At 43.2% G+C, this 26,715-nt stretch carries 22 protein-coding genes; 9 read left to right on the top strand and 13 right to left on the bottom strand.

What is annotated here, in order from left to right; all coding sequences use genetic code 11:
- Positions 1-89 precede the first annotated feature (89 nt).
- Positions 90-659, bottom strand: coding sequence for a MarC family protein (locus K339_RS0131410; RefSeq protein ID WP_028527134.1), 570 nt, complete (start codon positions 657-659; stop codon positions 90-92).
- Positions 660-894: 235 nt separating this feature from the next.
- On the opposite strand from K339_RS0131410, the gene K339_RS0131415 reads away from it, so the two are divergent.
- Both K339_RS0131415 and K339_RS0131420 read left to right on the top strand, forming a co-directional pair.
- Complete coding sequence (locus tag K339_RS0131415; RefSeq protein ID WP_037302416.1) at positions 895-1,263, top strand: PadR family transcriptional regulator; 369 nt, start codon at positions 895-897, stop codon at positions 1,261-1,263.
- A 7-nt stretch (positions 1,264-1,270) separates the two neighbouring features.
- Positions 1,271-3,802 (top strand): GIN domain-containing protein, encoded by a 2,532-nt coding sequence (locus K339_RS0131420; RefSeq protein ID WP_028527136.1) that lies wholly within the window; start codon positions 1,271-1,273, stop codon positions 3,800-3,802.
- Positions 3,803-3,842: 40 nt separating this feature from the next.
- Here K339_RS0131420 and K339_RS0131425 read toward each other — a convergent pair whose 3' ends face one another.
- Positions 3,843-4,337 carry an NUDIX domain-containing protein gene (locus K339_RS0131425; RefSeq protein ID WP_028527137.1) on the bottom strand — a complete coding sequence of 165 codons (495 nt, stop codon included), beginning with the start codon at positions 4,335-4,337 and terminating at the stop codon, positions 3,843-3,845.
- Positions 4,338-4,584: 247 nt separating this feature from the next.
- Between K339_RS0131425 and K339_RS0131435 the strand changes: the two genes are divergently transcribed.
- A complete protein-coding gene (locus tag K339_RS0131435) occupies positions 4,585-5,403 on the top strand; it encodes a hypothetical protein (protein WP_028527138.1) in 819 nt (272 codons plus the stop codon).
- A 60-nt stretch (positions 5,404-5,463) separates the two neighbouring features.
- Here K339_RS0131435 and K339_RS0131440 read toward each other — a convergent pair whose 3' ends face one another.
- Together K339_RS0131440 and lysA are read right to left on the bottom strand one after the other, a co-directional pair.
- Positions 5,464-6,177: a YebC/PmpR family DNA-binding transcriptional regulator gene (locus tag K339_RS0131440; RefSeq protein ID WP_028527139.1), complete on the bottom strand. Its 714-nt coding sequence runs from the start codon at positions 6,175-6,177 to the stop codon at positions 5,464-5,466.
- A gap of 54 nt (positions 6,178-6,231) precedes the next feature.
- On the bottom strand, positions 6,232-7,467 hold the full coding sequence (gene lysA, locus K339_RS0131445; protein WP_028527140.1) for a diaminopimelate decarboxylase: 1,236 nt from the start codon (positions 7,465-7,467) through the stop codon (positions 6,232-6,234).
- A 136-nt stretch (positions 7,468-7,603) separates the two neighbouring features.
- Between lysA and K339_RS0131450 the strand changes: the two genes are divergently transcribed.
- The 3 genes from K339_RS0131450 to K339_RS0131460 all read left to right on the top strand — a co-directional run bounded on the left by K339_RS0131450 (position 7,604) and on the right by K339_RS0131460 (position 14,165).
- Positions 7,604-8,917 carry an alkaline phosphatase D family protein gene (locus K339_RS0131450; RefSeq protein WP_037302404.1) on the top strand — a complete coding sequence of 438 codons (1,314 nt, stop codon included), beginning with the start codon at positions 7,604-7,606 and terminating at the stop codon, positions 8,915-8,917.
- A gap of 18 nt (positions 8,918-8,935) precedes the next feature.
- Entirely contained in the window at positions 8,936-9,712 is a 777-nt protein-coding gene (locus tag K339_RS0131455; protein WP_028527142.1) for an amidohydrolase, read from the top strand.
- 184 nt (positions 9,713-9,896) lie between these two features.
- Positions 9,897-14,165: a T9SS type A sorting domain-containing protein gene (locus K339_RS0131460; protein WP_084332381.1), complete on the top strand. Its 4,269-nt coding sequence runs from the start codon at positions 9,897-9,899 to the stop codon at positions 14,163-14,165.
- A 45-nt stretch (positions 14,166-14,210) separates the two neighbouring features.
- Here the strand turns inward: K339_RS0131460 and K339_RS0131465 are convergent, their stop codons facing one another.
- The 5 genes from K339_RS0131465 to tyrS all read right to left on the bottom strand — a co-directional run bounded on the left by K339_RS0131465 (position 14,211) and on the right by tyrS (position 19,180).
- The gene (locus K339_RS0131465) at positions 14,211-14,507 is read right to left on the bottom strand and encodes a putative quinol monooxygenase (protein ID WP_028527144.1); all 297 of its coding nucleotides are present in this window, start codon (positions 14,505-14,507) and stop codon (positions 14,211-14,213) included.
- 21 nt (positions 14,508-14,528) lie between these two features.
- Positions 14,529-15,308 carry an enoyl-CoA hydratase/isomerase family protein gene (locus K339_RS0131470; RefSeq protein ID WP_028527145.1) on the bottom strand — a complete coding sequence of 260 codons (780 nt, stop codon included), beginning with the start codon at positions 15,306-15,308 and terminating at the stop codon, positions 14,529-14,531.
- 47 nt (positions 15,309-15,355) lie between these two features.
- A complete protein-coding gene (locus tag K339_RS0131475) occupies positions 15,356-15,994 on the bottom strand; it encodes a hypothetical protein (protein ID WP_229598857.1) in 639 nt (212 codons plus the stop codon).
- Between the two features lie 72 nt (positions 15,995-16,066).
- Positions 16,067-17,524, bottom strand: coding sequence for an RNA polymerase factor sigma-54 (rpoN, locus tag K339_RS0131480; RefSeq protein WP_028527147.1), 1,458 nt, complete (start codon positions 17,522-17,524; stop codon positions 16,067-16,069).
- 351 nt (positions 17,525-17,875) lie between these two features.
- On the bottom strand, positions 17,876-19,180 hold the full coding sequence (gene tyrS / locus K339_RS0131485) for a tyrosine--tRNA ligase (RefSeq protein ID WP_028527148.1): 1,305 nt from the start codon (positions 19,178-19,180) through the stop codon (positions 17,876-17,878).
- Positions 19,181-19,464: 284 nt separating this feature from the next.
- Between tyrS and K339_RS35535 the strand changes: the two genes are divergently transcribed.
- Positions 19,465-20,811, top strand: coding sequence for a 3-coathanger stack domain-containing protein (locus tag K339_RS35535; protein WP_051398397.1), 1,347 nt, complete (start codon positions 19,465-19,467; stop codon positions 20,809-20,811).
- A 271-nt stretch (positions 20,812-21,082) separates the two neighbouring features.
- The gene (guaB, locus tag K339_RS0131495) at positions 21,083-22,555 is read left to right on the top strand and encodes an IMP dehydrogenase (protein WP_028527149.1); all 1,473 of its coding nucleotides are present in this window, start codon (positions 21,083-21,085) and stop codon (positions 22,553-22,555) included.
- Positions 22,556-22,627: 72 nt separating this feature from the next.
- Here the strand turns inward: guaB and nhaD are convergent, their stop codons facing one another.
- The 4 genes from nhaD to K339_RS0131520 all read right to left on the bottom strand — a co-directional run bounded on the left by nhaD (position 22,628) and on the right by K339_RS0131520 (position 25,846).
- A complete protein-coding gene (gene nhaD, locus K339_RS0131500) occupies positions 22,628-23,893 on the bottom strand; it encodes a sodium:proton antiporter NhaD (RefSeq protein ID WP_028527150.1) in 1,266 nt (421 codons plus the stop codon).
- A gap of 197 nt (positions 23,894-24,090) precedes the next feature.
- Positions 24,091-24,588, bottom strand: coding sequence for a hypothetical protein (locus tag K339_RS0131510; RefSeq protein WP_028527151.1), 498 nt, complete (start codon positions 24,586-24,588; stop codon positions 24,091-24,093).
- A 140-nt stretch (positions 24,589-24,728) separates the two neighbouring features.
- Positions 24,729-25,514 (bottom strand): (Fe-S)-binding protein, encoded by a 786-nt coding sequence (locus K339_RS0131515; protein WP_028527152.1) that lies wholly within the window; start codon positions 25,512-25,514, stop codon positions 24,729-24,731.
- A 35-nt stretch (positions 25,515-25,549) separates the two neighbouring features.
- Positions 25,550-25,846, bottom strand: a complete 297-nt coding sequence (locus K339_RS0131520; protein ID WP_028527153.1) for a DUF3784 domain-containing protein — start codon at positions 25,844-25,846, stop codon at positions 25,550-25,552.
- A gap of 120 nt (positions 25,847-25,966) precedes the next feature.
- Between K339_RS0131520 and K339_RS0131525 the strand changes: the two genes are divergently transcribed.
- Positions 25,967-26,584 carry an inorganic pyrophosphatase gene (locus K339_RS0131525; RefSeq protein ID WP_028527154.1) on the top strand — a complete coding sequence of 206 codons (618 nt, stop codon included), beginning with the start codon at positions 25,967-25,969 and terminating at the stop codon, positions 26,582-26,584.
- Positions 26,585-26,715: the final 131 nt, after the last annotated feature.

The following is a 26,715-nucleotide window of genomic DNA, read 5'->3' on the forward strand; positions in this document are numbered from 1 at the left end:
AGAGGACATTACACAATTAACGGGGTTGTGAGCAACCCTTTTTTTGAGGTTTTGAGAAACCTCAAGCACGTACAAAGAAACCTCAAACCTTACAACGTGCTTCTGAATAATTTGATGGAAATAGCGATCAGAATTAACCCAAATATTTTACGCAACACGTCGGTTCCTGCAACACCTAGTTGGCGTTCAATCCATGCCGACGAACGAAGAACAAGGTAAATAAAGACGAGGTTAATGAGGATACCAACAATGATATTTATCTCTTGGTAGGCGGCTTTGAGCGAGAGAATGGTGGTCATGGTTCCTGCGCCCGCAATCATGGGAAAAGCAATAGGAACGATAGAAGTGGCATTGGTATGAACGGCGTCGTGTTTGAAGATGTTGCGGCCAAGAATCATTTCCAGGCCAATCAAGAACAAAATCAGGGCACCTGCAACGGCAAAAGAGGCGACATCGACGCCAAAAAGCTTCAAAATTTCTTTCCCAACGTACAGAAAAGCAATCATCAAGCCGCCCGAAACCAAGGTAGCTCGGCGGGCATTGATGCCGCCAGCTTTTTTGCGGAGGTCGATGATAATGGGAATTGCCCCCAAAATGTCAATGACAGAGAACAGAATCAGCGTGACTGAAATGACCTCTTTGATGTTGAAGGAATACATGGAAATGGTTTTTGTGATGATGAGAAACAAAGATAGTACATTATTTTGCCGTTTATCCTTGAATTTTACCGTTTCAGTGAGTTTTAAAAATATTTTAGCCAAGTACCTTGCATCACAAAGTACCTTATATTAGCTTTGTACCATGGATTACCAATTAACAGCCAATTGAAAACAAAAAAGTAGCGCTCATACAGCCATGACGTTTAATCAAAAAATTCCAAAACATGACAGTAGCATGAATATTGAGAACGCTCAAGTGCAAATGCGAAAAGGGATTCTAGAGTTTTGCATTATGCACATTATTTCTCGCGGCGAGGTGTATGCCTCGGATATGCTTGATGAACTCACCTCCGCCAAAATTATGGTCGTTGAGGGAACGCTTTACCCGTTATTGACTCGCCTCAAAAATTCGGGTTTGCTCGACTACAAATGGGTAGAGTCGCAGTCGGGACCGCCACGTAAATACTACGTACTGACCGAAACGGGGAAAAAGTTTTTGGACGAAATGCAGCAAACGTGGAACGAGCTTTCGGACTCGGTCAACACGATTGTACTAAAAACGCAGCATTTGGAGAACGAAAACAAAGAGTCATCTACTAACTAGATTTGCCATGAAAAAGACTATCAGCATTAACATCGCCGGTCTGATTTTTTATATTGAAGAAGACGGATACGATAAATTAAAAAATTACCTAAACTCCATTCAGAAGTATTTTTCGTCGTACGAAGACAGCAAAGAAATCATTTCTGACATCGAAGGCCGCATCGCCGAAAAGTTTTTGACCAAACAAAAATCAGCCGAGCAGCAAGTCATTGCTCTCGACGAGGTTGAGCAGCTTATCAAAAGCATGGGGACTGTTGCCGATTTTGAGGCCATCGAAGAGGAAGAGGATTTGGCAGAGTCAAAAGAAACGGTGGATGCTTCGAGCGAGCCTAAACGCGAAAAAACGACCGCCGAAACCCCGTCAGCTCCGTTTGCTCCCAGAAAACTCGTAAGAGATACCAAACGTAAATTAATCGGCGGAGTGTGCGCAGGAATTGCCCACTATTTCAATACCGACCCGCTCTTGATTCGTTTGCTCTTTCTATTCTTCTTCTTGGGACTTCCTGCTGGAGGTGGCATGATTGGAGATGGAGCAGAAGAGATATTTGGTCCAATCAGCGGATTTATATTTATTGTTTATATCGCGTGTTGGGTGGCTTTCCCAGGTTCCACAACGCTTGAAGAAGATGTAAATTTGAAGAAATTTTACCGCGACCCCGATAAAAAAGTAGTAGGAGGGGTAGCCTCTGGGGTAGCCGCTTACTTTGGGGTGGACTTGGGTGTGGTTCGGTTTGCGTGGGTGTTGAGTATTTTATTGTTTGGCTCGGGGTTGTTGTTGTACATCGTTTTATGGCTCATTACCCCGAGGGCCAATACTTTGACCGAAAAAATGGAAATGACGGGGCAGCCCATCACGCTCGAAAACATTGAAACGAACGTTAAAAAAGCACTCCAACCTGAGCAGCAAAAAGAAGAAAGCATTTTGACAAAACTGTTGCTTTTGCCTTTCCGTGCCATTGCGGCCATTTTTAGTGGATTGACGCCTTTGATGCGATTTTTGGTAGTAGTAATGCGCATTTTTGCAGGTTTAATTTTAGTGATAGTGGGTGCAAGTGCGCTGATTGGTCTTATCACTGCGTTGTTTGCTGTGATGGGCTTAGGAACGTGGGATTTTGGGTCGATTGATAGCGATTTTATGCCGCTCAACTTCTTTTTTGGTGAAGTAACACCCGTTGCCTACGTGTTCTTGTTTTTTGCAGTTGGCGCACCGTTTGCGATCATTGCTTGGTTGGGCGTGTCGTTGTTGACCAAAGAAAACAAATTTACGGCTTCTATTTGGCAAACATTGCTCGGTCTGTTTTTGGTCGGAATCATCGGTAGCACGGTCTATGGCGTACGATATGGCTCAAACTTCCGTCGGAATGGTAGCGTAGAAAAGGTACAAACCTATAAACTCCCTGCAAATCCTATTTTGTTGGAGCTGAATGACAGCGGTGACAGTGATAACCACAACAATACACACCTTGATTTGGATGGCTATGATGGAACAGAGGCAAAACTAGAGCTTGAATTTCGCTCACAAGGACGTTCGCGTCAAGATGCCGAGTTTAATGCTTCCAATATCTTGTACAACGTCAAACAAAGTGACTCTTCGATTGTGTTTGATGAAGATTTTTCGTTGTCAGACAAAGCGCCGCGCTTTAGAGGTCAAAATGTGAGAATGCAGTTGTACTTGCCTTACAACAAGGCGTTTAAGATGACCCGTGATTTTTATGATCACTTTTGGGGAGTACGCCAGCGTAGTCAGTACGAATACGATTTGGAAGTAAATAGCGAAATATTCAAAACGTTAAATTGGGCCATTAAATCAGACTCAGGCTTGGTTTGTCTCGATCGCCCTATTCTGAAGGAAGAACACGATGGAAGCTACGGTGATAATGATAGTCACATTGATGAAATCAGTGGTGGAATCGAATCAGGATTAAACGATGCGTTTGATAAGTCGTTTGAGGCGAGGGGAGAAATGGTAAAACAATTTGACCTCAGTGGTTTTGACAAAGTTAGAGTAGGTGGGGCGTTTGTGGTTAAGATAGAACAAGGGAATGAGTTTAAAGTAACCGCCGATGGCCGTGAGGAAGATTTGGATGAGGTGGAAGCCAAAGTAAATGACGGGGTTTTGAAAATCGAAAATCGTAAAAAAGCCAAACTGTTTGGAAATAATAAGCGGGTAGGTATTACCATCACGATGCCTAAACTTGAATCGGTCGATTTGTCTGGGGCAACGTTGACCAAAATAACAGGATTTACCAACAGTAATGATTTGAAAGTTGAGATTTCGGGAGCGTCAAAAACCTTGATTAATGTCAATGTGAAAGAACTGAAACTAGATGTTTCTGGGGCATCCAAGGTAGAACTCCACGGTAGGGCCAATACCCTTGAGGCTGATTTGTCGGGTGCTTGTATGCTTGATACCGAACAAATGCAGATTCAAAATGCCAACGTGGAAGCGTCGGGCGTTAGTAAAGCAAACTTAGGCTCGATTCCAAATCTTCAGTCGTCGGCATCGGGTGCAAGTCGGATTCGTCGTCAAGGAGAGTAGCCATTTATTTGTAGCAATAATAGGGGAGGGATACCACGGGTTATCCCTCTTTTCGTTTTTTTAGCCATTTTTTTAGCGCAATTCCAGTCCCAAACGGCCAAGGGCGTGCTTCATGGATAGGAATGATTTTATAGGCTTCAAGCTCGTTGGGATCCATAACAATAGGCCCCGAAGCCTTTACATGGTAGGCAAGAATCAATTCGTTTCGTTGATTAAATGAAAATACCCCTAGCGATTCGATAAGCTGGGCATCAAGCCCTAATTCTTCTTTTACTTCCCTTAATACAGCTTCGTCGGGGTTTTCTCCTTTTTCTAAAAAGCCACTTACGAGCCCAAACCATTCGGCGGGCCATCCTTTATTTTGAATCAAAATAAGGGTATCATTTTCGTATTCAACGATGGCTGCTACTACTGGAATGGGGTTATCCCAATGCACAAAGCCACAGCGAGCAGCGCATACTAATCGGGAGTGATTTTGAACGGGCGCTACTTCAAGAGGGCTGGCGCATTGTGGACAAAAATTGAATGTGGGCATTATTTAAAAGATTGAAAAAAAGAAAATGGACCAATCGAAAGATAAAAGTCAAAATAAAAATTAAGGAATACTACTTTAGGCATTTTTTTTGTAGAGGGGCGAAAAGCCCAATTACCAACATTGTACTTGGTGGGTTTTAAAGCGTATTGTACCTAAAATGTTCCAATAAGTAACAAAGGTGAGTCTTGGCATTTTTTTTGATGGAGATTTAAGATAGTTTTGACTTGGTCATAACCAACCTATAGATATGTTAGATAAATCAAGATATTACTGGGCGGTTCTAGTGATTCTACTAGGAGGTGTCGCTCTGGTTGACGCGTGCCGTCCAAGAGGAGGAGACGACGTAGAACCCATTGACTCTACCGCCTTGTCCTCGTGTATTTTACTCAACGAAAAAGTGAATGGAATTTTACTGCGTACGTACGAATTTGACTCCACCCGCCGCTTAGAGCGAATGGTTGAGTATGCGGGGATTGAACCAAACAATAGAATTATCAAAAGATATACTTTTGAATATACTTCTAAAACCCGACTCATTCGTATTCGGGAGACAAACTTGGCTGTCAAAGACAATAGCTTTATTTATGAATTGGACTACGGTAGCGATTCAAAATTGAAAACGATTCGGCCGTTTAGGGTCTATAATTCGGGGCCTAAGTTGGAAGATTCCTTGAAAATTACTTACGGAATAAACAATCGGATTTCGGAGGTGAAATCAAGAACGGGGCTTACTTCAAAATGGGAGTACGATACGGCAGCAAATGTCAAAAAATGGTTTATTCGTAAGCCATTGAGCCAAACGGATAGCTTGGTGGCCGAGTATGGTTCGTACGACGACAAAGTAAATATTTATGCGTTTGCGGAAGGGATGCAGCTTATCAACTTGCTAAATGGACGACCTCACAGCCGAAGAAACCCGCTAACGTACGTGACAGGTGGGCAGAGTGTGGAAGTTTCGTATCAGTACAATACCAAGCGCGTGCCAACCCAAGTAGTGATGAAATTCAAGTCAAGCGATAATACACTGCGCGAAACGGTGTTTTCTTATGAATTGAATTGCAAATAGAGGTGATTGGAATGAGGAAGGGCGAATTACATTTTGTGATTCGCCCTTCCTCATTAGAATTTATTTCAATGTCGAATAGACGTTTTGAACGTCATCATCTTCTTCAAGTTTCATGAGGAGCTTTTCAACATCAGCGGCTTGCTCTTCTGTCAATTCTTTCAATTCGTTAGGAATACGAGTAAACTCAGCACCCTTCAATTCGTAACCTTGTTCTTCTAGGTATTTTTGAATACCTCCAAAGGCATTAAATTCGCCATAAATATTGATTTCATTGGTTTCTTCATCCAAGAATACTTCTTCAGCACCAAAATCAATAAGTTCAAATTCAAACTCTTCTAGGTTAATGCCCGTATTGGCAATTTTGAATACACACTTGCGGTCAAACAAGAAATCAAGCATTCCAGATACCCCAAGCGATCCACCAGTTTTGTTGAAATAACTACGAACGTTGGCTACAGTTCGGTTGTTATTGTCGGTAGTGGCTTCAATCAAAATCGCAATCCCGTGTGGGCCTTTCCCTTCCAAAACTACCTCTTTATAGTCTTCTTGGTCTTTAGAAGTAGCCCGTTTGATTGCTCTTTCTACGTTATCTTTAGGCATATTTGCTGCCTTAGCGTTTTGGATAATCGCCCGCAAACGTGAGTTGTTTTGAGGGTCAGATCCACCTGCTTTTACAGCCATTACAATGTCTTTTCCGATGCGGGTAAATGTCTTAGCCATCATCCCCCAGCGCTTTAGCTTACTAGCTTTACGGTATTCAAACGCGCGTCCCATTGGGTAATTTTATTTTATTGATTAGAATTTAGATTAGCATTATTGGGCAATCTTTTAAAACGCAAGCAACACTTGGTTTTTTAGAATGTCGTCCATCGTTTCGCGTTCACGAATAATATGGGCTTGTCCGTTATAGACGAGCACTTCCGCAGGGCGAAAACGGCTATTGTACTGGCTACTCATCGTAAAACCATAGGCCCCTGCATTGAGTAGTGCTAGAATATCCCCTTCGCGTACTTCATTCAGTTCACGGTCTTTGGCAAAGGTATCGGTTTCACAAATGTATCCTACGACGTCGTACGTGCCTTTGGTCTCCGTTTCAGGATTTGACACATTGACAATGTGGTGATAAGCATCGTACATCATTGGACGAATAAGGTGATTTAACCCCGAATTTACCCCCACAAACGTACGTCCAGGTGCTTGTTTTACCATGTTGGCATGTACCAAAAGCACCCCTGCTTCACTGACCAAAAACTTCCCAGGTTCAAACCAAAGTTGAAGCTCTCTACCCAGTGTTTCGCTCAGTTTTAAGAAGGCTTCGCTCAGTTTTGCGCCCAATTCGGGCATGTTGGTCGTGTAATCACCTTCTTTGTAGGCTACTTTAAAACCCCCGCCTAAATCTATGATTTGAAGATTTGGGAAAGAATGAGCAAAGTCAAAAATCACATCGGCAGCTTTCACAAAAGCTTCGGCTTCTTTGATGTCCGAACCCGTGTGTTGGTGGAGACCAACAACGTTGATGTTATATTTTTCGACGATGGCTAAAATTTCATCGCGTTGACGAATATCAATCCCAAACTTAGAACCTTCGTGAGCCGTCATTATTTTGGCGTTTCCTCCTGCGGCTACGTTGGGTTTGATACGAATCATGCACGGTACACGATTGCCGTAGCGTTGGCCAAATTTTTCGAGCACATTCAAGTTGTCGAGGTTAATGATAGCGCCCGTTTCGACGGCCGCTTCGATTTCGTCAAACGAAACACCACTGGGCGTAAACGTGACTTGGGTGCCTTCAAAACCTGCATGAAGGGCTAGTTGAAGCTCTTGGGGAGAAACGACGTCGATTTCAACCCCGTTTTGGCGCATAAGTTTCAGAATCGAAACGTTGGTGAGCGCTTTACACGCAAACTTAATTTTAAGCTTGACGTTCGGGAACGCGCTTTTAAGTTCGTCGATTTTTTCAACGATTTTGTTGGCGTCATACACGTATAGCGGTGCGCCAAATTGCTGTGCAATGTCAAGAACAGCTACGTTTTGAATCTGGTATTGGTGGTTGATAATCTGCATGGGCTGAAATTTCGAGCCGCAAAGATAGTGGATGCCAGTTGCTTTGTCAAAAAACAAATCTTTCATAAAATGTTAAACACAGCAAGCGGCGACCAACAGGTGTTTGTATTAACTTGCACCAAAAATACGCCTAATCATGATAAAAAAATCTTCATCACTCCTAATCTGTCTTTTTATTGCGCTCCACTCCCTTGCGCAAGTTCAATCGGGACCCATGGTGGGTTATTCCGAAATGCGTGAAGTTTTGCTTTGGATTCAGACCAAACAAGCGGCCAAAGTAAAATTTATGTACTGGGAACAGGGCAATCCTACCCAAAAAATGAGTACGGACGAGGTGTTAACCCAAAAAGACAAAGCATTTGTAGCAAAGCTAATCGCTGACCAAGTTCAGCCCAGCAAAAAGTATGATTACGAACTCTGGGTGGACGGCAAAAAGATAAGTTTCAGCTATCCGCTTACTTTCCAAAGCCAAACGTTGTGGCAATGGCGTACCGCCCCACCTGCCTTTAAATTTGCCTTTGGAAGTTGTGCTTATGTCAATGACGCCCCCTACGATCGCCCTTCTGCTTACGGAGGTGATTATGACATTTATACCGCTATATACCAACAAAAACCTGACTTTATGGTATGGGGTGGAGACAATACCTATTTGCGTGAACCTGATTGGAACACCCGTACGGGCGTGTTGTACCGCAATACGCATACGCGTTCGCTACCTCAGTTGCAGCCTTTGTTAGCATCTACCCACAACTATGCCGTTTGGGATGATCACGATTTTGGGCCAAATGACTCAGACCGAAGCTTTGCGCTTAAAAACATGACTTCTGAGGCGTTTCGTTTGTTTTGGGGAAATCCCAATTACGTTTTTGAAGGAGCCTGTACCAGCACTTTTGAGTGGGGAGATGCCCAGTTTTTTATGTTGGACGACCGTTGGTTTCGTTCCCCAAATAACCGTAAAGATGACCGAACGTATTTTGGAGAAGCGCAACTCCGTTGGTTGATTGATGCACTGGTAGGAAGTAAGGCGACGTTTAAGTTTATCGTAACAGGTGGTCAAGTTCTTAACGCGGCCGCATTGTTTGAAAATTATGCAACGTATGGCGAAGAACGCGTATTGCTGCTTCAAAAAATAGCCGAGGCTAATATTCCAGGCGTATTGTTTTTGACAGGCGACCGCCACCATACAGTGCTTCACCGTTTGAATCGTTTTGGTACATATCCGCTGTACGACTTTACGGTATCACCACTGACATCGGGGGCGGGAAAACCAGCCGATGCTGAAAAAACCACCGAAACGTACGTGGCAGGTACCAATGTAGAGAACAAGCGTAACTTTGGTATGTTTGAAATCACAGGGCCAGAAAAGGATCGTGTACTAAAAGTAACAATTTACGATGCCAAAGGAAGCCAACAGTGGCAGCGCGAAATCAAGGCAAGTGAATTGAAATAAGGTTTAAATTTTAATGAGATGGATTTAAGAGTAGCGCTGATTCAAACCGATTTATATTGGGAAAATGCAACGGCCAACTTGGCTTCATTGGAAGAAAAAATAGCCACCATCACAGAACCAGTAGATGTCATCGTATTACCCGAAATGTTTACAACGGGTTTTACGATGAATCCTGCTTCGGTTGCCGAGCCCATGAACCTGACTACCACCAAATGGATGCAGCAAATGGCAGCTCAAACGGGCGCAGTAGTGACGGGAAGTTTTGTCGCCAAAGAAGGTACTAACTATTTTAATCGCCTACTGTGGGTGGAGCCAAGCGGTACGTACGATTATTATGACAAACGGCATTTGTTCCGAATGGCGCGGGAGCATGAGTCGTATGAGGCTGGTAGCAAGCGCATTGTCAAAGAATGGAAGGGCTGGAAAATTTGTCCACTGATTTGTTATGATTTACGTTTTCCTGTGTGGTCGCGCAATGTAGCACTTCAATACGACTTGTTGTTGTATGTGGCCAACTGGCCTGCCGTCCGTAGCCACGTTTGGAATACCCTACTTCAAGCCAGAGCCATTGAGAACCTGAGTTATGTAGTTGGGGTCAACCGCACTGGGAATGATGGCAATGGCATTCCACACACAGGCGACTCCGCCGTAGTTGATTTTAAAGGGGAGGTATTAGAGCGGACATCTGGAGAAGAACGCATTATTATTTACACATTACAAAAAGAATCATTAACTGCTTTTCGAACGCGTTTTCCTGCGCATTTGGATGCAGATAAGTATATGCTTCTTTCATAAACATATACCATTGCCGCTAAATAAGTTTACAATTTTTTAGCATAAGTAAAAGAGAGGTATTGTGTATCTTTGGTATCTAAAGTACACAAGGCCACTCTTTTTGTGTTTTTGGCGTATTAGTTACACATTCTATAAATTATCAATTTTTTCAAACCTCTTCCTATTACCTTAAACAAGAAAAAGTATGGACAATTTTTCTACTTTCCGAGACGTCTGTCGGGCCGCTCTTTTAACGATGACTCCCAAAAAGGAGCTGCTTATATGCTTGTTGTTTTGTATCCTGAGTAGTGTTGCTTTTGGGCAAACAAGAACGTGGGACGGGTCGGCTAGCGACGATTGGAATACGGCTGCCAACTGGGTTGAAAACGCCGTTCCTACGTCTTCCAATAATGTGGTGATTCCTGCTGCTCCCACAAACCAGCCAACAATCAGCGGGACTGCGGTGGCAAAAACAGTTGAAGTGCAAAGCGGTGCAAAGTTAACAATCGCTTCTACAGGGGCACTTACAACGAATAACTACAGACAAATACCCAATATTACGGGTACTTTTGCCTCAATTCATAATTTTGGAACAATTGAAAATTCTGGAACGATAACGGTAGGGCTTAGTCTAGGAGTTGGTAGAGGTTTCCGAAATATTGGAACATTTAACAACAAAACAACGGGAGAACTCAAAATTGATAATTCTACGGTAAGTGGATTTACAACAGAAAGTGGGAGCATGGTTGATAATGAAGGAAAAATAACGATTGGCAGTACTGGGAATATTGGTGCTACAGGGATTTTGATTGGGGGAAGCAATACGTTCAACAACAAATCAACGGGTACAATTACAATTGATAGAGCAGTAGCAAATAGTATAAGTAACGGCTCTACGCTAAATAATGAAGGCACTATTAAGATTGGAACTAATAATACTGGTGGATTAGTGGCGGTACTTAATACAGCTACGTTTAACAATAAGGCAACGGGAGTCTTAGAAATAAATCGTGCCACGACCAATAGCATTAGCAATACGTCGAATATCTTCACAAACGAAGGGACAATAAAGCTGGGCGCAACAAATGGAAGTGGTATAACGGCTTTGTCAAATACCGCTACGTTTAATAATAAACCCAACGCTTCTATTCTGATTGACCGCGCGTCCCTTACAAGTATTTCTAACCTTCCTGGTGGTACTTTTACCAATGAAGGAGGCATTACAATCGGAGGAACAGACAGTGGTTCGCCAACGGGTATTGTAAATTCATCTACTTTTAACAACACGGCGGGTGAAATCAAAATTGATAAAACGACCCTTTCGGGGCTTTCAAACTTATTGGGGACGTTTACGAATAGTGCTAAAATTACGATTGGTAGTGCTGACAATATAGGTGCTACAGGTTTGGCTAATACGGCTACTTTTAACAATAACGCTGGTGGAGAAATTAGCATTGACCGTGCAACGGGAAATGCCCTGAACAACCTCGGAGGAACATTTACCAATAAAGCTAAAGTTGTGATTGAGGCGTTGGCTAGTGATGCAGGAACGGGAGTTAATAATGCAGCTAGCGCCACTTTTGATAATAATGGTTGCGGTGCTTTGTTAAAATTAGTGTCCAATAGCGTCATTGCAAATGCAGGAACGTTTTCCAATTCAGGTCAAATTATTGAAAATGCGAGCGGAAACAGTGCCATTAGTTCCAATGCTGGAATTGTTCAAAATTTGAATGGTGGAACTTTTACCATCGGTTCTGGAAATCCCGTATTTGCTACGGCAGCGACCAACCTCACAACCTGTGTGCCTACCAATGGAATCATTGATATTACGGGCTTACACGCCTCTACAAGCTATACAGTAACTTCGACCAGCGGCCCAACCCTCAGTGTAACGGCATCCAGCGATGCTACGGGCAAGTTGTCATTAACAGGTTTGGCGGCAGGGACATACGCCCTTACCTTGAGTGGTAGTTGCGTTCCTGAAAATATAATTTTTTCGGTAACCTTGACGGCTCCAGCTAATCCAAGTGTATTTACCGTAGCGGGTAGTGGCAGTTTTTGCCCCAATGGCCTAGGCTTAGAAGTAACTTTAAGTGGTTCAGAAACAGGGGTAAATTACAAATTAATGGAAGGGGTAAATTTAATTTCTACCAAACCTGGTACAGGCAGTGCGTTATCGTTTGGTAATATCCTTCAAGCGGGCACTTATGCTGTTGAAGCGGTAAATGCAACGACCAACTGCTCCTCGACAATGACAAGTTCGGCTGTTTTGGTGGCTTATTCGCTTCCAACGGCGACAATTTCGGGGGCAACAACCCTCTGTAAAGATGCAACTGCACCCGTTATTACTTTTACAGGTGCCAATGGTTCAGGAAATTATACCTTTAAATACACAATTAATGGTGGTTTGACCCAAGAAGTAACTACGAGTGGGGGAAATACGGCTACGGTCACTGTGCCAACCGCCACTGCGGGCGTTTATACCTATACTTTGGTCAGTGTGAGTGACGCAAACTGCGGACAAAATCAGACGGGAGATGCCATAGTGACCATTAATGGCAAGCCTACTATCAGCCTATTGTTGAATACCCAAACATTTATCGAAGGATCAACAACGGTTCTTTGTGACGCTGACGCAAATCCAGTTAATAATTTGCTATTCTCAGTGGCTACTTCTTGCGTAACGGGCACTTTAATGTGGCGAACTCAGGTAGGAAATGGAACATGGGGCAATTGGAGTGAAACACCTGCAGCGACTCAGCCATCGGATGCCGTTGCTTATCGTTATCAAGCCTCGTGCGATGTAGCTTGTTCTTCAACTTTCTCAGGAATAATCAATGTTGCCGTGCAGTACCGTGCGGCTGTTCCTCAAAATGTTTCGATGATTGCCGATGGAACAACCATAGCACCAGGAGAATCAAAAAATGTTTGTGATATTGAAGGGAACACCCTCACATTTAACGCAACTTGTGGGGCAGGAGAAATTGTTTTGTATTCTGTTGATGGAGGTGATTATTCGTCGGTTTTGCCTACGCAAATGGCAGATGGCGCAGTACACAATTACCGCGTTCGTTGCCGTAAGTCGGACGGGACAATTTCGTGTATTGAGTCAGAATCGGCAGCTATGAGCTTGCGCCTGACACCTGCCTTGGCTGCCCCTACGGTAAGTATTAGCCCAATGAACGGCTGTGGAACATCAGCACCAATGATAGGAGTTACTTCTTGTGGCGCACTTCAAACAATATGGTACGATGCAACTACCCAACAAGCCATCGGCTCATTACCAGCGCAAACGCCAACCGCTACTACGTCTTATTTTGCGCGTTGTGTATCAGCAACTGGCTGTTTGAGTATGGCGAGTAATACGGTCACTTTTACTTATTTTTCTACAAGTAGTGCTCCAGAAGTAACCGTTAGTTCAGAGATAGTATGTGCTGGAACAGAAGTGACAGTTTCGTCTAATTGTCCTGCACCTTCGGTGGCATTTTGGAATACGGGTGTTCAGGAGAGTAGCTTTAAAGTGGCCTTTAATAATGTGATTAGCCAGTCGTATTGGGTAAAATGTATTTTCCCTAATGGTTGTGAGACTGCTACAAGCGCGCACAAAGAAGTGCTTTGGAAAGCGTTTGATGTTACAATTATCAATGTTGGCCAAAGCCAATCAGCAACTAAGGAAGATAACAAATTAGCATGGGCGGGTCAGTTTCTTACACCTGATGCGGGGCCATCGCTAGACAAAAGTTTGCAAACTAACCCTACGGTTTACTTTACTGAGCGGGTTAATAAAATGGCTCCCCGTTTTTGGACAATCAATGCAGAAGTATGTGCATTAGGTACAAACGGGTCTTTGACGTTTGATATGCTGTTGACACCTGAAACAGGAGTGCCGCGCTCTTTCAATACCCACGAAAATAACGCGCCTTATTTTATGTATGCGAATCGCGGGGGCTGGACAGAATTATATGCTCAAAATCACCCTGCGTATGGTTTTTATGAAGACAATGGAAGCGGAGGCAACAAATATGATGAAGGGCTTCCAAAAGGTTTATATAAGCTAAGTGTGCGTTATTGGGATGCAAAAGGGGAGGGTAGTATTTATCCTTCAAAACGCCTACCTGTAGGAAATGTATTAGCTTATCAAGAATATTGGTTCAGAGTGGTGTCGGAAGAAGGTCCTGGCAAAAGAGCAGCGCGACAAGGGGTAATAGCATCAGATAATGGTACATTGGCCGAAGTGATGCCTAACCCAGTGAAGAATGTTCTACATGTGCAAATCAATGACAGCAAAGGCCAAACTTTTGACCTTCAGTTTATGGATATTTCAGGCCGTTTGATGCAATCAAAAAAGATTGTTGCTGAAACAAACCAACACAAAGAAACCCTGGATGTAACAGCGCAGGGTGCTGGTATGTATTTCTTAAAGGTAGTTGGAGCTACCAAAAATCAAACATTGAAGGTTTTGAAGATTGATTAAAAATGAAGAATAATAAAAAAAGGAGCTGCCTAGCAGCTCCTTTTTTTATGCCAATTCCTGTAATCGTTCGACGGAATAGGCTACGGGCTTGTCTGCAAAAAGGATTTTGGTTTTGGCCCAAGTTGTTTTGAATAATTCAGAATCTCGGTACGCATTTAGGGCGGCTTCATCGTCCCAATAGCTGTATGTCAGGTAAACATTGGAGTGATGTAAGTCGCGTAAAAGCTCTAGTCGATGGCAGCCTTGACGGGCTCTGATTTTTTCTTTTGATTGCTCAAAAACGTCTAAAAAATCAGCCACTTTTTCAGGCTGAAACGTCATTCGTACGATTCGGATAAGCATAATGATTCTATGTTGAGGAAGTTATTTTCCACGATAGGCAGCCTTGCGTTTTTGCAAAAAAGCCATAATTCCTTCCGCTGCGTCGTGGGTACGACCAAGTTGGTCTTGGTGTTGTGCCTCAAGCTCAAGCATTTGGTCGAGGGTAGAATACATGGCTTGGTTCATCACTTGCTTCATTGCGCCAATGGCTTTTGTGGGAGCGTTTTGGTAATAGGAAACAATGTCGGCAAGTTCTACATCTAGCTCGCTGGCAGGTACGGCTTTGTGAATCAACCCAATCTGAGCGGCTTCTATGGCGGATACTTTTCGACCAGTGCTGGCTATTTCAAAAGCCTTTTGCATTCCGACCAATCGGGGTAAAAAGAAGGTAGAGCCAGCGTCGGGCATGAGGCCGATATTGACAAAAATTTGACTTAAATATGCTTCTTCGGTAGCTATGACAAGGTCGCAGGCCAAAGCAAGCGAACAGCCTGCACCCGCCGCAACGCCATTGAGCCGACAAATAACGGGCTTGGGCAATGAACGTATCGCTAAAATAAGCGGGTTGTAATTTTGTCGTAACGAATCACCAAGGCTATTGGCGCCTCCCATTCCTTCTTTGAGGTCGGCACCCGAACAAAATGCTTTATCGCCAGCGCCTGTTATAACCACTACTCGTACCGTTTCGTCGGCGGCTGTAGTTTCAATAGCGCGTGTCATTTCTTTTAGCAAGCCTGCACTCAAAGCATTGTAAACTTGAGGACGATTGAGCGTAATGCGGGCGACGCCATCGTTTACTTCGTAGGTTAAATACTCAAACATGGTTTTTAGGTTTAGGATGAAGCAGAAAATACGTAAATGTAATAATCTCAGACAAACCACCAAACAGTCGCAAAACTGACCACTAAACCCAGCAAAACGCCCGCACTAATTTGAGCGGGGGTGTGGGCATTGAGGTGAAGGCGTGCACTCATTAAAAGTCCCCCTAGTACGACTAATCCCAAAAGTGGGTAGAGGAGAATGTGTTCTCCAAATTTTACAACGATACCAAAAGTAGCACCCAACAGCCCACCAAAGCCAGTGCCATGCGCGCTGATTTTCCAGTTTAAACTTATCATGGCGACCAAAGCGATGGACACCGTAACACTGGCAAGAACGATGCTAATTTGGGGGGCTAACTCTGACAATTGGGCGAGTTGATACCGAAAAAAATACGTAGCAAAGCCGTAAAGCAACACCGTAATAAAATAAGGAAGGCGTCGGTCGGCAAGATTGTCTAAGTGGAGACTTTGAATATAACCTGCTCGGTATAAATAGTAAATTCCTAAGGCAGGAATCACAAAAGTAGTCATACCCACAAATCCCAAAAGGGTTAGGCGAATGGGCGGGGTAAACATATCGACGCCAACAACGGCTGGTGTGGTAAAAAACAACATGCCCAACAACAACGTGGGCATCAGAAGGGGATGAAGTATAACCGAAAGAAACTTTGCAAGTGGCGTATTCAAAGCGAATGTATCTGTTTATTGCCGACCTTTATTTTTAACTATCACAAAGGTAACGAATAACAGACGATGTCACTATAATTGTTTGCGTAATCGTGCAACAGGTATGTTGAGCTGTTCGCGGTATTTGGCCACCGTCCGACGGGCAATGTTATAACCTTTGTCGTTGAGGAGTTTTTCTAGTTTGTCGTCCGAAAGCGGATTTCCCTTAGGTTCGTGGTCAATCAAATCTTTCAGAATAGACTTCACTTCACGGCTACTTGCGTCTTCGCCGTACTCGGTCGAAATCCCTTCAGAGAAGAAATATTTCAACGGATATACCCCAAATTCTGTTTGAACGGCCTTACTGTTGGCCACGCGCGAAACCGTCGAAACGTCCATTTCGATACGCAGCGCGATGTCCTTCAAAATCATGGGTTTTAAGCGGGTTTCATCGCCATCCAAAAAGAACTCATATTGGTACTGTAAAATGGCATTCATCGTGCGTTGAAGCGTATTTTGGCGCTGTTTAATGGCATCAATAAACCACTTTGCGGCATCGAGTTTTTGCTTCACAAAAGTGACCGTCTCTTTGATATGTCGATTGGATTTGTCGCTTTTGTCGTAGGTGTCCAGCATTTCGGCAAAAGACCGACTTATGCGTAGTTCTGGGGCATTTTTTGAGTTGAGGTGTACTTCAAGCTTGCCGTTGTTGTTGTGAATCCAAAAATCGGGTAAAAGATATTGTGCCAATCCATCCTCACCTTCTACTGAGCCAGGTTTTGGGTTTAGTTTTGTGATGAGCGAAATGACGCACTTCATTTGGTCGTCATTAATGCCGAGGCGTTTTTGAATTTTCTCAAAATGCTTTTTTGAAAATTCATCAAAATAATCCTCAATAATTTTGATGGCGTAGTTGACATAGTTGTCCGAAGCGTTTTTACGATCAAGCTGGAGCAACAAACATTCTTGCAAATTGCGGGAACCAATGCCTGGAGGGTCAAATGTTTGGATTTTTTTCAATACAACCTCCACCTCCTCCACCGAGGTATAAAACCCTTGCGAAAGGGCTAAATCATTCACAACAGCTTGCATAGAACGGCGGATATAGCCATCGTTCTCGATGCTTCCCAACAATTGTAAGCCGATGACCGACTGGCGTTCGTTGAGTTTCAAATATCCAAACTGTTGCTGTAGCGCATCTTGTAAGGTATTGATGGTGGCAATTGGCATCTCCCGATCTTCCTCTGGGAAATTTCCATCACTATACATTTTGTACCCGCCATATTCTTCATGATTAAGATAGTCGTCAAGACTAATGTCATCACGGGTCGAATATTCGTCATCATATTCATTGTCAGATGAATCATCATAGATGTCATCTTTCTCATTCATCTCCTGTTCTAACCCCTCTTCCAATGCTGGATTAATCTCCAACTCCTCCTCAATTCGGCTCTCTAATTCTGCTGTCGGAATTTGGAGCAGCTTGATAAATTGTATCTGCTGCGGCGAGAGCTTTTGTTGTAATGTTTGGTTTAGGCTTAACTTCTGCATGATAGAGTGGGGTTATAAAGCTTGTTCCATGCGATGTTTTTTGGATTATCGTCTGTTTACAGAAATAGCCTCTATCAACAGTCGTGCCAAAACTACATTTAACTTCTTCTTTTTGGTTGATTTTTAAAATATATTTTTTGATTTGGCTTTTTTGGGGAAGAAAATTATGTCTTTTGGGAGATGAGACAAATGATGTAAGTTGTTAGTAATGAGCATATTGTGTTTTGGTATATATTTTACTGATTATTTGGTAATTTATTGGACGTAAAGAATGCCAAAAAGTGACAAAGCCAAACATCTTTTTGGATGTTTGGCTTTGTAGGGGGGTAGAAAATGGTAATAAAAAGGCGCTTACTCGACCACGATTAAGTGGTTTTTTTTGCCTTTAGAAACCAACAAAAATTTATTTTGCAGCAACTCAAATGCGGGTTGCGCATTGGGGTCAGCGACTTTGGTTTTGTTGATGCTCACGGCGTTTCCTTGGATGGCCCGTCGTGCCTCACCCTTCGATGCGTAGATTTCGTTGTTGGTCACTACAGATAATAAATCAGTAACGTTGGTACACTCAGACAATGCGGTTGCGCTGATGACACTTTGCGGCACTCCATCAAATACCGCTTCAAATGTCAGCATATCCATGTTTTGAAGCGTTTCAAGGGTTCCTTTTCCAAAAAGTACTTCAGAGGCAGCTACTGCCATCTCATATTCTGATAATGAGTGAACTCGAATGGTCACATCCTTTGCCAAAGCCTTTTGCATGACGCGCAGGTGAGGAGCTTGGGCATGTTCGGCTTCAAAAGCCTCTATTTCATCTTTGGTGTAAAGCGTAAATACGCGGAGTAGGCGCGAGCAGTCAGCATCGGCGCAGTTAAGCCAAAACTGATAAAACTGAAAAGGAGAAGTTTTGGAAGAATCCAGCCAAACGTTTCCACTTTCACTTTTTCCGAATTTTGTTCCGTCCGATTTAGTCACCAAAGGAGTTGTAAGGGCAAAAGCACGGTACTCGGCGGTTTCGTCGTTGTTATTTTCTTTTCGGCGAATCAATTCTGTTCCCGTCGTAATATTCCCCCATTGATCCGAACCACCCATTTGCAAACGAACATCGTGGTGCTTAAAGAGCCAATAAAAGTCAAACCCTTGGAGAAGTTGGTAGCTAAATTCGGTGAAAGAAATACCCGTTTCAAGGCGTTTCTTCACGGAGTCTTTCGCCGACATATAATTGACTGTGATATATTTCCCTGCTTCCCGTAAAAACTCAAGGAAACCAATGTTTTTGAACCAGTCGTAGTTGTTTACGATTTGGGCTGAGTTGTCTCCGCAGTCAAAATCCAAAAACTTTTCAAGTTGTTTTTTGATGCACGATTCATTGTAACGAAGCGTTTCTTCTGACAAGAAAGCGCGTTCAGCGGCTTTTCCTGAAGGGTCGCCCACCATTCCAGTAGCACCTCCCACCAGGGCAAATGGCTTATGTCCACACAACTGGAAGTGTTTTAGGAGCATAACGGTTGCCAAATTTCCGATGTGCAAAGAGGAGGCCGTGGGATCAAAACCAATATAGGCAGCGGTAATTTCTTTTTGGAGTTGTTCTTCTGTGCCAGGCATCATGTCGTGGAGCATACCACGCCAACGCAATTCTTCGATGAAATTCTTAGTCATTTTCTTGCAATCTTGACGGCTTATCTGTATTTTAGAGCCGCAAAAGTACGGGGATTTTTGCTTTGGTTGGTTAAAATGTTAAAAACAGAGGTTTTTAGACGAGCAGAGTACTTTTTTTTTGATGATGTTAGTCCTTGATTTTCAGGTGTAGAATGGTGTGATTTCTACAGTAGAAGTGCAAAAACGTAATTAAAAATCAAAAAAACGAAGGCTTTCTTCGTGGTTTCTATTAACTTAGCCAATGCAATCGCATTTTGAGGAGCTTAGATACGCTATTTACAATTATGAAACAGCTTTTTACATTTTCAGAAAAATTCATTCGACCAACTTTTGGTAAACTTTTTCTTCTGTTTTGCTTGGTGGGTGCTAGTGCATACGCACAAATAGCAGTTCCAGATACCAATTTCGCCAACGCAATACGTAGTGCTTGTCCAACGTGTATTGGTAGTGATAATAAATTATTGCCACCCGCGGCAGACATGAAAGGGCTGGATGTATCTAGCAAAGGCATCAAAAACTTAGAAGGAATTCAGGGTTTTACTTCGTTAGAAACGTTGATTTGTATTACGAATAGCCTAACCACGTTGCCGCCGCTTCCTGCTACATTAATCTCCATTTATTGTGATTTGAATAGTTTGACAAGCCTACCGACTTTACCGCCAGGTTTAAGTACACTAAGTTGTAAATTTAATAAGTTAATATCATTGCCAGCCATACCTGGGTCGCTGACTCAATTGGCATTTAATAACAATGAGGTCGCAGCTTTACCTGCCCTGCCATCTTCCATGATTTATTTGGACGCTACTCGTAACAAATTAACATCGCTTCCAACTCTTCCAACAAGTTTGCGGTATTTTAGCTGCACAGGAAACGAACTTACATCACTACCAAGCCTGCCATCGACACTAGAATACTTGAGTTGTTCAAGCAACAAACTGACCGCTATTCCTACATTGCCATCGGTCTTGACTGCATTTTATTGTGCCGATAACCTATTAACATCCTTACCCCAATTGCCCGCTAGTTTGACGCAAGTTTTGAACTGTGCAAAAAATCAACTCACTGCCCTGCCTGCATTGCCTTCGGGCTTAAAAGATATTGATTGCGGATTCAACGCACTTACGACCCTTCCTACATTGCCAACAAGCCTAAGTACTTTGGTAGCAGAAACTAACCAGCTTTCTAGTTTGCCTCCTTTCCCTGCATCGCTCTCAATCGTGTATCTAAAAAATAATCGTTTGTTAAGTTTACCAGCTTTGACTGAAAGTTTGTACTTTTTGAATATTCAGAACAACCTACTTACCTGTCTTCCAGAATTGAAAAATAGTTCAATGTATTTATACATAGACTCGGATAAGATTACTTGTTTACCAAACATACCTGCCAGTATTATTGTATTTAATGCTTCAAGTATTCCTATTCCAACGCCGCCTGTTTGCCCAACTAACATCAATCACCCAACTGGAGCGGTAGCGGCAAATTCGTACGTAGCAAAAGAAAAAATAGAGAGTGTAGCTACACTCTCATCAGGTAAAACAAATTATTTTGCTACCCAATCCATCACTTTAAAACCAGGCTTTGTTGCTTCCAATGCGACTACATTTTTGGTAGAGGTGCGCACGTGTAAGTAGAGAAGTCTAATTATTTTTCTCCTTTTTCTGGGACTATTTGTCCGTGTTTCAAAAAGTGACGCACAAATAGTCCCAGACTCTAATTTTTCAACGGCAGCTACCACGACTTTTGTGGCAGAATTACGTACTTGTAGTTAAGCCAAACAGTGCCCACCGAGGAGTAAAATACATTTTCCAGTTGCATTATTTTTCTGTTAATTTTGGTATAGATTTTCAATTCACCGAAATTTCTACTAATTTTACGCGGCAAATAAGGAATCGTTTATTTGCTATGCTCTCAGACACATCCAAATTCCTCTACGAGGCCCTCACGTACGACGACGTTCTGCTCGTCCCTGCTTACTCCGAAGTGCTCCCGCGTGACACAACCACGCAAACACAACTCACTCGAAATATTCGATTGAACGTTCCACTGTTATCTGCTGCTATGGATACCGTTACTGAGTACCAATTGGCCATTGCAATGGCGCAAGAGGGAGGAATCGGTATTATCCATAAAAACATGACTGTTGAAGCCCAAGCTGCGCAAGTACGTAAAGTAAAACGCTCCGAAAGTGGGATGATTGTTGACCCTATTACATTGAACGAAGACGCTACCTTGCGTGATGCGCACCGTATCATGTCGGAGTTTAAAATCGGGGGGATTCCTGTGGTTGATAAAGACAGTAAATTGATTGGTATCATCACCAACCGCGATTTGCGTTTCCAAAAGGACTTGACAAGAGGGGTAGTAGGAGTAATGACCAAAGACAATCTTATCACGGCAAGAGAAGGTATTACGCTGGAAGAAGCTGAAAGTATTTTGCAGGAGTTTAAGATTGAAAAGTTGCCTATCGTTGACAAACACCATAAACTGGTGGGTTTGGTTACGTATCGTGACATCATTAAACGTAAAGACCGTCCCAATGCGTGCAAAGATAGTCTTGGACGCCTTCGGGTCGGAGCAGCCGTAGGGGTAACTCCTGATTTGATTCGTCGCGTTGAAGCACTTCTTAAAGCGGGAGTGGACGTGGTAAGTATCGATACTGCCCACGGTCATTCATTGGGGGTAATTGAAGCCTTGAAAGGGGTGAAAAGCCAATTCCCTAACTTAGATGTATTGGTTGGAAATATCGCTACTGGTGAAGCTGCCCAAGCATTGGCCGCAGCGGGTGCTGATGGGGTAAAAGTAGGCGTTGGCCCTGGAAGTATCTGTACGACGCGTATCATTGCGGGAATCGGGATGCCACAGTTGACGGCTGTTTACGAAGCTGCCAAAGCTATTCAAGGTACGGGGGTTCCAGTGATTGCCGACGGTGGTATTCGCTATTCGGGAGATATTGTAAAAGCAATTGCTGCGGGTGCAAACACCGTAATGATTGGTTCGTTGTTAGCAGGAACGGAAGAAGCACCAGGCGAAGAAATTCTTTACGAAGGACGGCGCTTTAAATCATACCGTGGAATGGGTTCGGTGGAAGCGATGGAAGATGGCTCGAAAGATCGTTATTTCCAAGATGCGGAAGATGATATCAAGAAACTTGTACCAGAAGGAATCGTAGGCCGCGTTCCGTACAAAGGAAAAGTAGCCGAAATCATTTACCAATTGGTCGGTGGTTTGAAAGCTGGTATGGGCTATTGCGGTGCGGCGGATATTCAGACCCTGCAAAAAGCGAAATTTGTTCGTATCAGCGCGGCGGGGATGAAGGAAAGCCACCCGCACGATATTCATATTGCGAAGGAAGCTCCTAACTATACCACAAAGTAGTTGGAAGGTATTTTATAAAAAAACGGCCACTTGGACTTGCTCCTTGTGGCCGTTTTTATTGAAAAGGTTTTTCTAAAAAATAACGTAAACCAGCGCTCCTGCTACATAACCAAGAAGTGCCAATAGACTGATGCGTTTGAGATACCAAAAGAAACTGATATTTTCCATGCCCATAACTGCTACGCCAGCTGCCGAACCAATAATGAGCATACTGCCACCTGTACCAGCACAGTAAGCCAAAAACTCCCAAATGCGATGGTCTTGAGGATAGGTAGCTAAATCGTACATACCCATAGAAGCCGCTACTAAAGGTACATTGTCGATGACGGCGGAGGCAATCCCAATAATAAATACAATGGCGTCCAAATTCCCGATGGTATCGTTCATCCAAGCGGCTAAACCAGAAAGCGTGTGCGTTGCTTCAAGAACGCCTATGGCCAACAAAATTCCCATGAAAAATAAAATACTACTGGTATCAATTTTGCTCAACGCATGGGCAGCCGTAAAAGGTTTGCGGTCTTCTTCGTCTTTTTTTGAGTGAAGAATTTCGGAAACAACCCATACCGTTCCGAGCGCCAGTAAAACGCCCATATAAGGGGGTAAATGGGTGACAGTTTTAAAAATAGGTACAAAAAGCAACATTCCTATGCCCGTAAAAAACATGGTATTTCGCTCAAAAGTAGTAATCGTTTCGTCGATGTCTTTTTTACGTGGTTTAGGTGGCTCAAGCGAACCTTTAAGTCGAAAAGATAAATAAACCAGCGGTACAATCAGCGAAACCAAGCTTGGAAGAATCAACATTTTCATGATATTGACGGCAGATACTTGTCCGCCAATCCAAAGCATGGTTGTTGTCACGTCGCCCAAGGGTGACCATGCACCGCCTGCGTTGGCAGCAATGATGACAATCCCCGCAAAAAAGCGACGCATATCGGTATCACGAATGATTTTTCGCAACAATGACACCATTACAATAGCCGTAGTGAGGTTGTCAAGTACGGCCGATAGAAAAAAAGTAAGAATACTGATAATCCAAAGGAGCGTTCGAGTGTCTTTGGTATGAATGCGCTCGGTGATGACGTCAAAACCTTGATGGGCATCGATGAGTTCGACGATGGTCATGGCGCCAAGTAAGAAAAAAGCGATTTCGGCGATGCTTGCCAAATGGTGTGATAACTCTTCTCCAACCTGGTGTGAATCAACCGAGCCAAACGCATACAAAGACCAACAAATAACACCAATAAGCAGGGCGGTTGCGGTTTTATTGATGTGAATGCTATGCTCAATGGTGATGAAAATATAGCCAATGATAAATACGGCAATAATGAGAGTAATCATACGAATTTTGAAATTTTATGAACCTTCAAAATAAGCAAAAAAACCTTAAAAAGTTGTTAATAATTGGTTGTTTTACGTGGTTAAGTCGTTCTTTTTGGCAAAAATTTTGACACTTTTAGACAGAAATTGTAAAATGTAGATAACAAAAAAATCCCCTCTGTAAGAAGGGGATTTAAGAGTGGGAGTAAGGCCTGTTTTTACGCCGTTTGTTCCTTAAAATAGCGTTTAAGCCACGTATGGTCGGCGCAGGTTTTCCAGCGACTCATCCATTGGGCTTTGGTCGCTACGGTATTGTCAAACACGGTTGTATTAGGTTCGATTTCTTCGCTTAAAACGGCATTTTTGATGGCAGAGACGGCAACAGTTTGAATATTCCCTTGCGCATCAAGGTAAGCCAAAGAGCGGTCAAAAAAATCGACATTTAGGCGAGGTCCAATTTCTTGCAGCCAGCGAGTTGACTTGTCGATAGAGCAACCACTTGGCAAGGTTTCACTTTCATCCACTGCAATCACCACAAACCGATGGTGGAATATTTTGCCCGAAGCCGTAAGGGCTTCGCCGTGGGCTTCCCAGCCTTCCAACGCCGCTTTGAGGGTTTCGGTAAGGGTTCCTACTTCGTCGTCAGTCAGGTTTCTGTTGGCCTGATAAATCCAGACGCGGGCTTCAAAAGCAATATCGTGAAATGGTATGTACATGACAGTTGGAGTTATTGAGTTTTGAATGTCGAGCGTAGAGTGCAGAATGTCGAATAAAACTCTATCTATTCGACATTCTGCATTTGACATTCGACACTCAAATAACATTTTTTATTGTTTTTTGAGTTCCGTTTACAGCTTTACATCGACTGCGCCACCAATTCGGCCAAATCAAATACTTTCACCGACTCTTCTTTTTCTTTGTTTTTAACGCCATCGGTCATCATTACCATACAAAATGGACAACCTACGGCAATGGTTTCAGCGCCCGTGGCGATGGCCTCTTCTATACGCTCAATGTTGATGTCTTTTTTCCCTTTTTCGGGTTCTTTAAACATTTGAGCACCGCCCGCCCCACAGCAAAGTCCTTTTACTTTGGCGCGTTTCATTTCTACCAAATCGGCATCTAATGCTTCGATAACCGCGCGGGGCGCTTCGTAAATGTCGTTGGTACGGCCTAAATAACAAGAGTCGTGGAAAGTGATTTTTTTACCCTTGAACGTGCCTCCGCCTTCAAGTTTTATTTTGCCCGCGTTGATGAGCTGTTGCAAAAACTCCGAATGGTGAATGACTTCATATTTACCGCCTAAGGTAGGATATTCGTTTTTGAGGGTATTAAAACAATGCGGACAAGCCGTCACGATTTTTTTTACGCCGTACATATCGAGTACTTGAATGTTGGCCATGGCTTGCATCTGAAACGTAAACTCGTTTCCTGCCCGTCGCGCGGGGTCGCCTGTGCAGCCTTCTTCAGTACCCAAAACGGCAAATTTTACCCCAAAGGCATTTAAAATTTTGACAAATGCGACCGTCACTTTTTTATAGCGGTCATCAAATGACCCCGCACAGCCTACCCAGAAAAGTACTTCGGGGGTTTCTCCACTTGCGGCCATTTCGGCCATGGTTGGTACTTTGATTTCAGACATTGATTTGGTTCGTAGGTTTGATGAAAAGAGGTTTTCTATTTAGTATATTTTTGACCACCAATTAGGTAAAAAATCGTCATTAAAAGGAGCGTTACTACAAAAAATGCAACAAAATAGCCCTCATAAGGAGAGAAAAATGCAATTCCAGCGCTTGTCAGCAGCGCCAACAAGGCCATAGCCAACAGCCACTTACCTGCCCAACGGGCCAAGCCCGCCTTATCTTTGGTCGTTTCTTCCCTAAAATTAGACAGTAGCCAAATGGCTTCGTACCGCCAAACATAGCCTCCTAAAATGCCCAGTAAAACCCCAAATCCTGCAAATGCTAGCATCATTCATAGATTATATGTTGCAAAATCTACATTTTTATTAAAAACTCAAAACCATTGCTAAGGGTTGCTTACATTTGTCAATAATTAAAAAAGCAACGTCACTAACCAAAAATAATAATAAACTTGAAAAGCGTTTATAAGTCTCACCCTTGGCATGGTATTCCCATCGGTGAAAATGCCCCAGAAACATTAACGGCCTTCATTGAAATTGTACCTACGGATACGGTTAAGTACGAAATCGACAAAACAACGGGTTATCTGAAAATTGACCGCCCGCAAAAATATTCAAACATCGTTCCTGCGCTTTACGGTTTTGTGCCTAAAACCTATTGTGGCGATACTATTGCCGAATATGCACGTCAACAGTCGGGACGTAATGACATCAAAGAAGGCGACGGCGACCCGTTGGATATTTGTGTGTTGAGTGAAAGCAATATCCCTCACGGTGACATCATTTGCCAAGCGATTCCTATCGGTGGCTTGCGTTTGATTGACAAAGGTGAAGCTGATGATAAAATCATTGCGGTGTTGAAAGATGATTTACTCTATAGCAAATACCGCGACATTAGCGAGCTCCCTCGTAGCGTTGTTAATCGCCTTCAACATTACTTCTTGACCTACAAAAACTTGCCAGGCGAACCAATGACCTGTGAAATCGCCAATGTATATGGTCGGGAAGAAGCGCATCAAGTGATTCGTAACTCAGTAACGGATTATTTGAATAACTTCGGTATGCTTTAATTCATAGCCCTTCCAAGTTTCGATTTTAACGAATAAGCAAACTTGGAAGGGTTTTTTACGGGTTGTGAGCAACCCTTTTCACGGTAGCCCTTCCAAGTTTCGAATTTAACGAATACGCAAACTTGGAAGGG

Origin of the sequence: Runella limosa DSM 17973, from assembly GCF_000482465.1 — a bacterium.
Taxonomy (GTDB): domain Bacteria; phylum Bacteroidota; class Bacteroidia; order Cytophagales; family Spirosomataceae; genus Runella; species Runella limosa.

What these genes read in the sequence shown, in the direction of transcription:
- K339_RS0131410 (WP_028527134.1), bottom strand. Translation starts at nt 659, where the DNA reads ATGTATTCCTTCAACATCAAAGAGGTCATTTCAGTCACGCTGATTCTG.
- K339_RS0131415 (WP_037302416.1), top strand. Translation starts at nt 895, where the DNA reads ATGAATATTGAGAACGCTCAAGTGCAAATGCGAAAAGGGATTCTAGAG.
- K339_RS0131420 (WP_028527136.1), top strand. Translation starts at nt 1,271, where the DNA reads ATGAAAAAGACTATCAGCATTAACATCGCCGGTCTGATTTTTTATATT.
- K339_RS0131425 (WP_028527137.1), bottom strand. Translation starts at nt 4,337, where the DNA reads ATGCCCACATTCAATTTTTGTCCACAATGCGCCAGCCCTCTTGAAGTA.
- K339_RS0131435 (WP_028527138.1), top strand. Translation starts at nt 4,585, where the DNA reads ATGTTAGATAAATCAAGATATTACTGGGCGGTTCTAGTGATTCTACTA.
- K339_RS0131440 (WP_028527139.1), bottom strand. Translation starts at nt 6,177, where the DNA reads ATGGGACGCGCGTTTGAATACCGTAAAGCTAGTAAGCTAAAGCGCTGG.
- lysA (WP_028527140.1), bottom strand. Translation starts at nt 7,467, where the DNA reads ATGCAGATTATCAACCACCAATACCAGATTCAAAACGTAGCTGTTCTT.
- K339_RS0131450 (WP_037302404.1), top strand. Translation starts at nt 7,604, where the DNA reads ATGATAAAAAAATCTTCATCACTCCTAATCTGTCTTTTTATTGCGCTC.
- K339_RS0131455 (WP_028527142.1), top strand. Translation starts at nt 8,936, where the DNA reads ATGGATTTAAGAGTAGCGCTGATTCAAACCGATTTATATTGGGAAAAT.
- K339_RS0131460 (WP_084332381.1), top strand. Translation starts at nt 9,897, where the DNA reads ATGGACAATTTTTCTACTTTCCGAGACGTCTGTCGGGCCGCTCTTTTA.
- K339_RS0131465 (WP_028527144.1), bottom strand. Translation starts at nt 14,507, where the DNA reads ATGCTTATCCGAATCGTACGAATGACGTTTCAGCCTGAAAAAGTGGCT.
- K339_RS0131470 (WP_028527145.1), bottom strand. Translation starts at nt 15,308, where the DNA reads ATGTTTGAGTATTTAACCTACGAAGTAAACGATGGCGTCGCCCGCATT.
- rpoN (WP_028527147.1), bottom strand. Translation starts at nt 17,524, where the DNA reads ATGCAGAAGTTAAGCCTAAACCAAACATTACAACAAAAGCTCTCGCCG.
- tyrS (WP_028527148.1), bottom strand. Translation starts at nt 19,180, where the DNA reads ATGACTAAGAATTTCATCGAAGAATTGCGTTGGCGTGGTATGCTCCAC.
- K339_RS35535 (WP_051398397.1), top strand. Translation starts at nt 19,465, where the DNA reads ATGAAACAGCTTTTTACATTTTCAGAAAAATTCATTCGACCAACTTTT.
- guaB (WP_028527149.1), top strand. Translation starts at nt 21,083, where the DNA reads ATGCTCTCAGACACATCCAAATTCCTCTACGAGGCCCTCACGTACGAC.
- nhaD (WP_028527150.1), bottom strand. Translation starts at nt 23,893, where the DNA reads ATGATTACTCTCATTATTGCCGTATTTATCATTGGCTATATTTTCATC.
- K339_RS0131510 (WP_028527151.1), bottom strand. Translation starts at nt 24,588, where the DNA reads ATGTACATACCATTTCACGATATTGCTTTTGAAGCCCGCGTCTGGATT.
- K339_RS0131515 (WP_028527152.1), bottom strand. Translation starts at nt 25,514, where the DNA reads ATGTCTGAAATCAAAGTACCAACCATGGCCGAAATGGCCGCAAGTGGA.
- K339_RS0131520 (WP_028527153.1), bottom strand. Translation starts at nt 25,846, where the DNA reads ATGATGCTAGCATTTGCAGGATTTGGGGTTTTACTGGGCATTTTAGGA.